General features: G+C 62.4%; 15 protein-coding genes. 10 read left to right on the top strand and 5 right to left on the bottom strand.

From position 1 onward, the window contains the following. The 5 genes from NKI25_RS11470 to NKI25_RS11450 form a co-directional block, all read left to right on the top strand. Positions 1-635 (top strand): integrase core domain-containing protein (locus tag NKI25_RS11470; protein WP_352998475.1); only part of this gene is annotated, 635 nt, incomplete at its 5' end. A gap of 362 nt (positions 636-997) precedes the next feature. Further along, positions 998-2,527: an ABC-F family ATP-binding cassette domain-containing protein gene (locus NKI25_RS11465; protein ID WP_352998474.1), complete on the top strand. Its 1,530-nt coding sequence runs from the start codon at positions 998-1,000 to the stop codon at positions 2,525-2,527. A gap of 104 nt (positions 2,528-2,631) precedes the next feature. Then, positions 2,632-2,805, top strand: coding sequence for a hypothetical protein (locus NKI25_RS11460; RefSeq protein WP_352998473.1), 174 nt, complete (start codon positions 2,632-2,634; stop codon positions 2,803-2,805). Between the two features lie 132 nt (positions 2,806-2,937). Beyond that, complete coding sequence (locus tag NKI25_RS11455) at positions 2,938-3,366, top strand: VOC family protein (protein ID WP_352998472.1); 429 nt, start codon at positions 2,938-2,940, stop codon at positions 3,364-3,366. 77 nt (positions 3,367-3,443) lie between these two features. Continuing rightward, the gene (locus NKI25_RS11450) at positions 3,444-3,797 is read left to right on the top strand and encodes a DUF1428 domain-containing protein (RefSeq protein ID WP_352998471.1); all 354 of its coding nucleotides are present in this window, start codon (positions 3,444-3,446) and stop codon (positions 3,795-3,797) included. Here the strand turns inward: NKI25_RS11450 and NKI25_RS11445 are convergent. The 3 genes from NKI25_RS11445 to NKI25_RS11435 form a co-directional block, all read right to left on the bottom strand. Beyond that, on the bottom strand, positions 3,784-5,439 hold the full coding sequence (locus NKI25_RS11445) for a tetratricopeptide repeat-containing sulfotransferase family protein (RefSeq protein ID WP_352998470.1): 1,656 nt from the start codon (positions 5,437-5,439) through the stop codon (positions 3,784-3,786). The two genes, NKI25_RS11450 and NKI25_RS11445, sit on opposite strands and share 14 nt — an antisense overlap. Before the next feature lie 184 nt (positions 5,440-5,623). Then, entirely contained in the window at positions 5,624-5,890 is a 267-nt protein-coding gene (locus tag NKI25_RS11440) for a DUF1488 family protein (protein ID WP_023678405.1), read from the bottom strand. Between the two features lie 10 nt (positions 5,891-5,900). Continuing rightward, a complete protein-coding gene (locus NKI25_RS11435; RefSeq protein ID WP_023678406.1) occupies positions 5,901-6,083 on the bottom strand; it encodes a hypothetical protein in 183 nt (60 codons plus the stop codon). Between the two features lie 368 nt (positions 6,084-6,451). On the opposite strand from NKI25_RS11435, the gene NKI25_RS11430 reads away from it, so the two are divergent. Together NKI25_RS11430 and NKI25_RS11425 are read left to right on the top strand one after the other, a co-directional pair. Continuing rightward, positions 6,452-6,718 (top strand): hypothetical protein, encoded by a 267-nt coding sequence (locus NKI25_RS11430; RefSeq protein ID WP_023678407.1) that lies wholly within the window; start codon positions 6,452-6,454, stop codon positions 6,716-6,718. Next, entirely contained in the window at positions 6,715-6,960 is a 246-nt protein-coding gene (locus tag NKI25_RS11425; protein WP_023678408.1) for a hypothetical protein, read from the top strand. The genes NKI25_RS11430 and NKI25_RS11425 overlap by 4 nt, the downstream gene beginning before the upstream one ends. A gap of 138 nt (positions 6,961-7,098) precedes the next feature. Here the strand turns inward: NKI25_RS11425 and NKI25_RS11420 are convergent, their stop codons facing one another. Then, entirely contained in the window at positions 7,099-7,500 is a 402-nt protein-coding gene (locus tag NKI25_RS11420; protein ID WP_352998469.1) for a Kazal-type serine protease inhibitor domain-containing protein, read from the bottom strand. 490 nt (positions 7,501-7,990) lie between these two features. Here NKI25_RS11420 and NKI25_RS11415 point away from each other — a divergent pair, with 490 nt between their 5' ends. The 3 genes from NKI25_RS11415 (at position 7,991) to NKI25_RS11405 (ending at position 9,248) form a co-directional block, all read left to right on the top strand. Next, positions 7,991-8,203 (top strand): cold-shock protein, encoded by a 213-nt coding sequence (locus tag NKI25_RS11415; protein ID WP_006202520.1) that lies wholly within the window; start codon positions 7,991-7,993, stop codon positions 8,201-8,203. A gap of 229 nt (positions 8,204-8,432) precedes the next feature. Then, complete coding sequence (locus NKI25_RS11410) at positions 8,433-8,645, top strand: cold-shock protein (protein WP_006202521.1); 213 nt, start codon at positions 8,433-8,435, stop codon at positions 8,643-8,645. A 192-nt stretch (positions 8,646-8,837) separates the two neighbouring features. Further along, positions 8,838-9,248 carry a BA14K family protein gene (locus tag NKI25_RS11405; RefSeq protein ID WP_023678410.1) on the top strand — a complete coding sequence of 137 codons (411 nt, stop codon included), beginning with the start codon at positions 8,838-8,840 and terminating at the stop codon, positions 9,246-9,248. Between the two features lie 69 nt (positions 9,249-9,317). Here the strand turns inward: NKI25_RS11405 and NKI25_RS11400 are convergent, their stop codons facing one another. Next, positions 9,318-9,959, bottom strand: a complete 642-nt coding sequence (locus tag NKI25_RS11400) for an MBL fold metallo-hydrolase (RefSeq protein WP_352998468.1) — start codon at positions 9,957-9,959, stop codon at positions 9,318-9,320. Positions 9,960-10,034: the final 75 nt, after the last annotated feature.

Here is a 10,034-nt window from a genome sequence, read left to right as displayed (position 1 = left end):
ATTCGCGCTTCTCGGTCGCGCTGTCGGCCTGCGCCGACCAGACCACCGCAACCGTAAAAGCCCGGCTGGTCACCGCCTTCCGCCGCTATGGCTTGCCGTGGCGCATCGCCACCGATAATGGCCCGCCCTGGGGCGATGGCGGCCGCAACGACTTCACGCTGCTCACCGTCTGGCTGATCGAAACCGGCATCGCCGTCAGCCACTCCAGGCCTTGCCATCCCCAGACCCTCGGCAAGGACGAGCGCTTCCATCGCTCGCTCAAGGCCGAGGCGCTGCAGGGACCGCCCTTCGCCGATCTCGCCAAGGCCCAGGACGCATTCGACCAGTGGCGCCATGTCTACAACGCCCAGCGTCCCCACGATGCGCTGGACGGCGGCGTGCCGCTCGATCGCTACTGGGCATCGCTGCGCCCTTATCGCGAAACGGTCGAGCCGTTCGAATACGCCAAGGGCGATCTCATCCGCCGCGTACAGCAGCATGGCTTCGTCTCCATTCTTGGCCGCACCATGCGTTTGTGCAGGGCCTTCACAGGAAAATCCGTCGCCTTCAGGCCCACCGCCACAGACGGTGTCTTCGACGCCTGGTTCAGACATCAGAAAATAGAAACCATCGACCTCAATGTCCTGGCGCGATAGCATGCAAAACTGTTCGCGATGTCCTCGCACATCTGTTCGCGATGTCCCCAGTCCAAACAAAGTGGAGAAGGGGGAGCCTAGCCACTTGCCATCGGCCCTACCCTTGGTGTAGCCAGTTTCTACAACTCGGACGTCTTGAAAGGAGGGCTGCGTGTTATTTTCTCACCACCGTCAGCGCGGCCCTGTCTCTGCCCTGCGAGCTTGCTTGCAGGGCTGACCAGAGACGGTCCGGGTTTTTCTTCCCGCTTCGATTTTTTTGGTCCGCCCTTCGTGGTGCTGCAACGCTGAGCCTGATGGCCAGCCTGCGCACCGTCAAAGTGCATTGAACCGGAATTCACTCCGGACAGACGAGAGAAATCGACGTGGCCCTGATCAGCCTCAAGTCTCTCGGCGTCACCATGAGTGCGCCGCTCTTCTCCAACCTCGACCTCACCATCGGCACCGGCGACCGGCTCGGCATCGTCGCCGCCAATGGTCGGGGCAAATCCACTTTGTTGAGGTGCCTGACCGGCGAGATCGAAGCCACCACAGGCGACATCACCCGCACGCGCGGCCTGCGCGTCGGTTATGTCGAGCAAGTCGTCCCCGCAGCCTTGGCCGGGCGTAGCTTTCATGAAGTGGTGGCCGACGCCTTGCCGGCCGAGCAGGCCGAAAGCGAGCAATGGCGCGTTGACGTGGTTCTCGACTCGCTCGACGTGCCGCAGCCGATGCGAGCGCGGCCGATGCGGGCCTTGAGCGGCGGCTGGCAAAGGCTGGCGCTGATCGCCCGCGTCTGGGTCACCGACCCCGACGTCCTGCTTCTCGACGAGCCGACCAATCACCTCGATCTCGGCAAGATCAGCCAGCTCGAGACCTGGCTGAACGCGCTGCCACGTGAGGTGCCGCTGGTGATTGCCAGCCACGACCGCGCTTTTCTCGATGCTACGACCAACCGGACGCTGTTCCTGCGCCCCGAACAGTCGCCGGCATTCTCGCTGCCCTATTCACGAGCCAGGGACGCATTGAGCGAAGTCGATGCCTCGACCGAGCGCAAATTCCAGCGCGACATGAAAGTGGCGCAGCAGCTGCGCCGGCAGGCCGCCAAGCTCAACAATATCGGCATCAATTCCGGCAGCGACCTTTTGACGGTCAAGACCAAGCAGCTCAACCAGCGGGCAGAGCGTCTGGAAGAAGCGGCAGCGCCGGCACACCGCGAAAGATCGGCGGGCGCGATCAAGCTCGCCAATCGCGGCAGCCATGCCAAGGTGCTGATCACGCTCGACGAGTTGGTGGTCGGAACACCTGACGGAACGCTGTTGTTCAGCACCGGTAAGCGCCACATCTGCCAAGGCGACCGCATCGTCCTGCTAGGCCGTAACGGCATCGGCAAGTCACGGCTGATCGGCCTGATCCGGAACGCCATCGTCGAGCCGGAAACGGCGGCGCAAAGCCTGAGGGTGACGCCGTCGACGGTGCTCGGCTATAGCGACCAGGCGCTGTCCGGCATCAGCGGCGACGACACACCGCTGGCGATGCTCTCGCGCAGATTCGATGTCGGCGAGCAGCGCGCCCGCTCGCTGCTGACGGGCGCCGGCGTCAGCATCGACATGCAGGAGCGCAGGATCGGCGTGCTGTCGGGCGGACAGAAGGCGCGGCTGATGATGCTGGCGCTGAGGCTCGCCAATCCCAATTTCTATTTACTCGACGAGCCCACCAATCATCTCGATATCGATGGTCAGGAAGCACTGGAAGCGGAATTGCTGGAACATCAGGCGAGCTGCCTGCTTGCCTCGCACGACCGCTCCTTCATCCGCGCGGTTGGCAACCGCTTCTGGCTGATCGAGAAACGGCGATTGACCGAGATCGACAGCCCGGAGGAGTTCTTCGGGGAGGTTGCCGAAGCCGGCGGCTGAAGGCTTGCGGAAAAAAATTCCGGCGCTCTGTCGGATGATGATCGCATGCCACGTCCTTGGGTTGCCGACACGGTGATGCCGGCGCCAATCGAGGAGAAAGCATCATGTCTGTTCTGTCATCCATAGGCCGCGTCGCAGCCCGTTACTCGGCGGCTCGCGCCCGTTATCGCAGCGAACGCGCTATCCTTTCATTGCCGATCGAGCTGCGCAAAGATATTGGCTGGCCGGAAATCGTCGTCGACGCGCAAAACAGCCCGCGGATTCGCATCGAAGGTTGAGGTGGTGGCAGTTGGCCGTCGCGGCAGACGCCATTTCGAATCCAAAAAAACCATCGGCCGTGTGTAGGATCGTCGCCGTTCCGTTCGTCCTGTGGTTCGCAAAGGCAAACCAGACGCAAAGAGGAGCATGACATGAATGATCAGCCGCAGACCCAGCCCGCCGCCAAAGTGCTTGGCGGATTGACGCCCTACCTTCAGCTGGACGGCGCTTTCAAAGCCGCAGAATTTTACCAAAAGGCCTTCGGTGCCGAGCAGGTCTTTGCCTATCCGCCGGACGAACAGGGCCGTACCATGCATATCCATCTCCACATCAACGGTTCGACCCTGATGCTTTCCGACTTCTATCCCGAGCATGGAATGGCCGCTGTGAAGCCGCAGGGCTACACCATGCAGCTCCATCTCGGCAGCGACGACATCGACGCCTGGTGGAAGCGGGCCATCGACGCGGGCTGCGAGGAAGTCGTGCCGTTGCAGGTGATGTTCTGGGGCGATCGCTGGGGCAATATGCGTGATCCGTTCGGCGTCGAATGGGCAATGAACGCACCGGTGAAAGCAGCTTAGCATTCCACACAGGCTGTGTCTGAAATCACCTCTCCCGCTCCAGAGGGAGAGGAAAACGATCGCATGGAGGAAATCAGATGTCCTATGTCGACGGTTTCGTACTTGCCGTACCGAAGGCAAAGCTCGATGCTTACAAGAAGCTGGCGGAAACCGGCGGCGCCGTCTGGAAGGAGCACGGTGCTCTTGCCTACGTCGAATGCGTCGGCGACGACGTCCCTTATGGCGAGCTCACCTCGTTCCCGCGCGCCGTACAGGCCAAGGACGACGAGGTCGTCATCTTCTCATGGGTGGTCTACGAATCGCGCCAGAGCCGCGACGCGGTGATGGCCAAGGTGATGGCCGACCCGCGCCTCAAGTCGGACTGGGAGATCATGCCGTTCGACGGCAAGCGCATGATCTTTGGCGGTTTTCAGCCCTTCATCGAGCTGTAGGCGCCCCTCGATCAAGTTTGTCGTGCAGCGGCTTCAGCCGGTCGCCATAGCGCTTCCACAGGTCGACCGAGCCCTGATACATCGGCTGGCGCACTTGCGCAGCCGACGCCGTTCGCACCGGCCGGTCGGTCTGGTGGAACGACAGCACGGCGTCGTCCCACGGCAGGCCGAGATGGGCGATCAGCGCCCGCGACTGGCCTTCCTGGTCGGCGACGAAATCCTCGTAGCGAACGTCGTGCACGACATCAGGCAGCACGGCGTGCCAGTGCGCCATGATGTCGGTGTACAGATTGTGGAAATCGGCGAGCTCGTCGAGATCGTAGCCGTAGCGATGGCTGTCGCCTCGGAAGTGCACCTTGTAGATCGACAGGCAGGTCGCCGCCGCATCGCGCGCGCAATGGATGATCTTGGCCTTCGGCAGCATCAAATGGATGAAGCCCACCAAGAGGAAATTGCCGGGCATCTTGTCGGTGACGTGCCGAGAACCCGGATAGCGGGCGTGCAGCATGTCGAGATAGGCCTGGCCGGCCTCGGCATAGGCCTTGTCGGGCATGTCGGCGATGCCCCAGGGAAAGCCGCCCTTCATGCTGAGCGGAAACTGCTTGCCCACCGCCGTCTTCAATATGCTGAGCTCGCCGGCGCCATAGACCTGCGGATGGCTGGCGATGATCTGCTCGACCAGCGTGGTGCCGGAACGCGGCATGCCGACGACGAAGATCGGCGTGTCGTCGGCTATCCCGCTCGGCCTGTGCCTTTCAAACAAGGCCTTGTCGAACACCGCCTTCATCGCCTCGAACTCGCCGCGCGTCTTGCCGGCGTCGTAGTCGATGCCCTGGCGGCGGATCGCGTTGCCTTCGGCGAAATAGTCGAAAGCGCGGCCATAATCCCTGAGGTCGTCATTGGCCTTGCCGAGGCCGAAGGAAAGCTGCATGCGCGCCAGGCTGCCTTGCGGCGCCTTGGCGTGCTCCGCCTCCATGCGGGCAAGCTCGGCGTCGCGCTCCTTCTGGCGCTTGACCTGGGTAAGCATCAGCCAGGCCCTCGCCATGCCGGGGTCCACAGCCAGCGCCTGCCTGAAAAGATCCGCAGCCTCGTCGAGATTTCCCTTTTCCATCAGCCCGACACCCAGGCCGTGCAAAAGATCGGCATCCTTCGGCCGGATCGTCAGCGCCTCGCGAAAGACAGCCAGTGCCTCATCCAGCCGGCCCGCTTCCTGCAGCGTTTCGGCAAGCCCGACGCGGGCGCGGACATGGAACGGGTTACGGCCGATCGTGCCGCGATAAATATCCTCGGCGCCTTCGAATTGGCCGAGCTGCTTCAGCGACGAGCCGAGATTGTCACGCGCCGCCAGCTGGTCCGGCCGAATCGCCACCACCTTGCGGAAGAGATCGGCGGCGGCCGCGACCCGGCCGAGGTCGCGCAGCACGGTGCCGAGATTGTTGAGGAAATCCGGATTGTTCGGTTGCAGACGCACCGATTGTTCGATCAGCGCCAGCCCCTCGGCGCTGCGCCCGGTCTGGTGCAGCAGAAGCCCGAGGAAATGCGCAGCAGCCGGGTGGTTGGCCTTTTGCGCCAGCACCTGTCGGTAAAGCGCCTCGGCTTCCTGCCGGCGCCCGGCCTGGTGCAGCTGCAGCGCCTGCTGCACGTGCTGGTCGAGCCCCAGCGGCGGCTGTCCGCCTGAGCCGTAACGTGCGCCTGCCGGTTGTCTCGGATCTCTGTTGATGGGAAACCTGCCGTGTTGTCCGCCTGCCGCGATCTAGGCCATCGCTGCGGCGCGTGCAAGAGCAGACGGCGGTCGCTAGGAAGCAAAACTTCGAACCCGGGGGAGCCTACCGAAAGTCGGCCGGCGTCAGCACATACATGTTCCTGCGGCCGTGCGAGTAGGCTTGGCGCGCAATCTCGTGGATCGACGAACGCTTGGCGTCGAAGGCGCTGAGAAATTCGGCCTCGGCTCCGCTTGCTGCCGGGTTTGCCGCCGAAAGTGCCGCGACCTCGACAAAGAACGGGACTTCGAGCATGCCGTCATGGCCGACGAAACGAATGCGCTTGGCCGCCGCGTCATAGGAGCGGCTGGGATTGGGAAAATTGAGCGTCATGGCTTGCGCGTCAAATCAGGCGGTTGCTTTCGGCAAGCTGGCGCGCCCGCCGCGCCGTGCCGTCGGTGTCGGCAATCCTTCGCCTTGCCGCCTCGTCGCTTCTTATCGTGAGACGCGGCGACAAGACCTTTATCGGCTTTGCGACAGGACTGACTGCAACTGTCGGGACATCCGGTGTTCTTGCGGAGTTCATGACTCTCTTCCTTCCATTGCTAGATAAATACAAATGCCGGAGGAATTTTTTCGGAAGTTCTTCAAACAATTTTTGAGGTGCACCGGGACCGTATCATCGTTCTGCGGATAACTATAGAAAAGTAATTTTGACGTTGGTAGGGGTAAGAGGCCGAAAACTTCTTGAATAAGCCGTATTTTCAGACTATTGGTATGAAACCGTTTTGGGCCATGCTTGGCCCCGCGGTGTCAGGGATTCTCGGCCCGCCAAACTTATCCAAATCGCCGACACCTGGTACCGCAATGCAGGCTCCGCTTCCGGGGCAGGCCGGAAAGAAACTTCAAGGCACGAGAACTTCAAGGCACAAGCGAGAACTTCGAGGCACAAGAATGTCTGCTCGCACCACCCATTCCATAGCGCATTTCGCGGCACCTTTCGTGCTTGGCGGGCTGGATGGCGTGCAGCCGGCCGGCGACTATGACATCGACCACGACGAAGAACTGATCGACGGCATGTCCTGGCCTGCCTGGCGCCGCGTCGCCACTTTCATCCATCTGCCGGCAAGGACAGTGAAAAGCGCGACCAGCCAGCTTGTCGCCATTGACCATGCCGAGCTCGACGCAGCGCTTCGGCACGACCAGGAGAATGTCACATGATCCGCTTCCAGCAGAATGCGCGGCGCACGGACACGCCGGCGCATATCTTCACCGTCGGCCAGACCGTCCGCATGAAGAGCCGCACCGGCCTTGCCCAAAAGACCGCGGAGCTGTTCCAGATCAAGAGCCGGCTGCCGGTCAAGGACGGCTCGCCGCAATATCGCATCCGCAGCGATCAGGAGACCTATGAGCGGGTCACCACGGAAGACAATCTCGAACCGGTCGACAACCCGGCCAACTGAGCCGACGCGCCACAACGCTGCTTCACATGCTGATGATGCCGCAGATCCGCGTCGCCTGCGCATCTCCAACGGGAACGGCGCTGAGCTCTACGCCGGCCCCCAGATGGTGCTTATCCGGCCAGGCTGTAGGTCGGTGCGCTAGCAGGGCCCGTCATCGACGACGCGATAATCCGCCGCGCGGGCTTCGCATTCGTTGGGGAATGTGCGCAGTTCGCCATGGCGACGGGCACAGACTGGGTGGTATTCGCGGGTGCAGAATGTCTGCTCCTCACCGCCACCACCACCGCCGCGGCACTCGCCCTCGCGAATGATGCGGTATCCGGCCCGTTCGGCAAGGCAGGCATTGGCGAAGGTCTGGCGGTCGCCGCCGCGCCGGGCACAGACCGGGTCATATTGCCTAGTGCAGAATTGCGGCCCCGGCCGTGGCGGGCGCGGCCCCGGCCCCTCATCATCCACTACGACGGTGCAGGCTGCGAGAATTACCGACAGGAACAGGATGGAAAAACCCTGCCGCGGAAAGATTGCCGCAAGAAACCGCATGAATGTTCCCTCCCTCGAAACTCCTGCCTGCACAAATGGTGCCTGGGTCAGGCCGATCCTCGTCATTCCGCTGCCAGATGCAACCCCTGTTTGCAACTGGCGAGCCAGGGCGGTATGGCGGCGCAAGCCAAGACAGCACCTGCCCCGCTTGCTGGACCATGCCTGGGTGAAGTCTGGCCGATGACCGCGCAGAGAACCGGGACTATCGGTGCGATGCGTCGGGATGCGCCTGTTGGGGCCGCCCGCGGCTGTGTCTTGCAAGCATCACGTTTCCGTGCGATAAATTTTGTGTTCGGGCATTTGCGACCCGGAGAGCGGAACGTTTTGGACGACCTTTCCCCGATACTGTGAATCTCTGACAGCCCCGTTTTCGGCGGGGGGTTTTACCATGCGCCAATGCATGACTGCCGAAGCAACCACCGGGACTTGCCCACGGCGCCAGGCGGCGGGCGGAACCACCAAGACTGACACGGGTGAAGGAGTTTCCCCAATGGCCCAGACCGGCACCGTTAAATTCTTCAACGCTACCAAAGGCTTCGGCTTCATCACGCCCGATGGCGGCGCCAAGGATGTGTTCGTCCACATCTCGGCGATCGAGGCTTCCGGGCTGCGCACGCTCGTCGACGGTCAGAAGGTCACCTTCGATGTCGAGCCCGACCGTATGGGCAAGGGTCCGAAAGCGGTCAATCTCCGCGCTGCCTGAAACCACAGCGTGCCGCGCGTCCTTTCGGGGTGTGAGGATGCTGCAAGGCTTTTGGAGTGAACTTGAATTCTGTAAAGGCGCGGCGGTTTTCGTCGCGCCTTTTGTGTTCCGGGATGCTTGCCCGCACCCGCAAAACTTTCTCTTGCCGATGGCACTAAAATAAAGGACAAATTTCCGTCCGGGCATTTGCCGGCCCGAGACTGGACTTGTGGGATCAAAGGAGCTTCCCATGCCGCAGACCGGCACCGTCAAATTCTTCAATCACGCCAAGGGCTTCGGCTTCATCACGCCGGACGACGGGGCAAAGGATGTCTTCGTCCATATTTCGGCCGTGCAGGCGTCGGGTCTTCCCGGTCTTGAGGATGGGCAGAAAGTGACATTCGACACCGAGCCGGACAAGCGCGGCAAGGGTCCGAAAGCCGTCAACCTGTCGATCGGCTGAACCACCCCCGGACAGAATGGACGTGGGCCGGTCTGGCCTGCGGTGTTTGCCGCACGCTTGAACCGCCCAGTTAGATGAACCGCCTGGTCAAATTTCGTTCAGCCCCCGTTCAGCCACGGTCGCATATTAATCTTCGTTAAAGCCGGACCGCATCCCCCGAAAACGACCCGGGCCGGCACGAAGGAGACCGACATGAACCGAATTTTCAAGACTGCCATCCTGTCCGCCGCGGTCGTTGCGACCACGCTTGCGACCTTGCCCGCGGCCAATGCCGACGAATGGCGCCATCACCGCCGCCACCACGGCCACGGCGACGCCGTTGCGGCCGGCGTGCTCGGCCTTGCGGCCGGTGCCCTGATCGGCGGTGCGCTCGCCAGCCCACAGCCCCGCTATTACGACCCGGCCTATGATGATGAATACTACAGGCCTGCCCCGGTGCGCCGTTATTACGTGCAGCCGCGAGTGGCCTATGCCGAAAGCTATGCGGAGCCGTGGACCCGCGGCTGGTACGAATACTGCTCGGACCGCTACCGGAGCTTCAACGCCCGTACCGGCACGTTCACCGGCTATGACGGCGAACAGCATTTCTGCACCGCCAATTAGCGGAGGCAGTTTCCCGTCGGAAAAAAGCGCGGTCGCACAGGCCGCGCTTTTTGTTTCCGGCAAGCGGTTTCAGACCAGAAAAGGATTGCTCCGCCGCTCCTCACCAAAACGGCCGCCGGGACCATGGCCGCAGATAAAGCTGATGTCGTCGCCCAACGGCAAAAGCTTCTCCTTGATCGAGGCGATCAGCGCGGCGTGGTTGCCGCCCGGCAGATCGGTGCGGCCGACCGAACCGCGGAACAGCACGTCGCCGACATGCGCGAACTTCGCCGCCCGGTTATAGTAGACGACGTGGCCGGGTGCGTGGCCCGGACAATGGAGCACCTCGAACTCGTGTGAGCCGAACGAAACGGTCTCGCCTTCGGCAAGGAACCGGTCGGGGACACAGTTGCGCACGGGATCGGTGATGCCGTAGCGCTTTGCCTGGTTCTCGAGATTGGCGAGCAGCGGCCGGTCGGCGGCATGCGGACCGATGATCTCGATACCGAGCGCCTCCTTCAGTTCCATGGCCCCGCCGGCATGGTCGATATGGCCATGCGTAATCCAGATCGCGCCGGCAGTGATCGCATTGTCCTCGAGCGCCGCCAGCACCTTGTCGATGTCACCGCCCGGATCGACGACAACGCCTTGTCTGTCGTCCATGTCGAAGAGGATGGTGCAGTTCTGCTGGAACGGCGTGACCGGCACGATGCCGGCGTTGAGCTGACCCATATTCGTCCTTTCACGCTGTCGGAGTGCTGCGCGTCCCCTCGAACGCGTCAGGAGAGCTCCAACCTTGAGGCCCTG

It is taken from the genome of Mesorhizobium sp. M0808 (genome assembly GCF_040320025.1).
Classification (GTDB): Bacteria; Pseudomonadota; Alphaproteobacteria; order Rhizobiales; family Rhizobiaceae; genus Mesorhizobium.
This window is presented reverse-complemented; position numbering and strand designations above follow the sequence as displayed.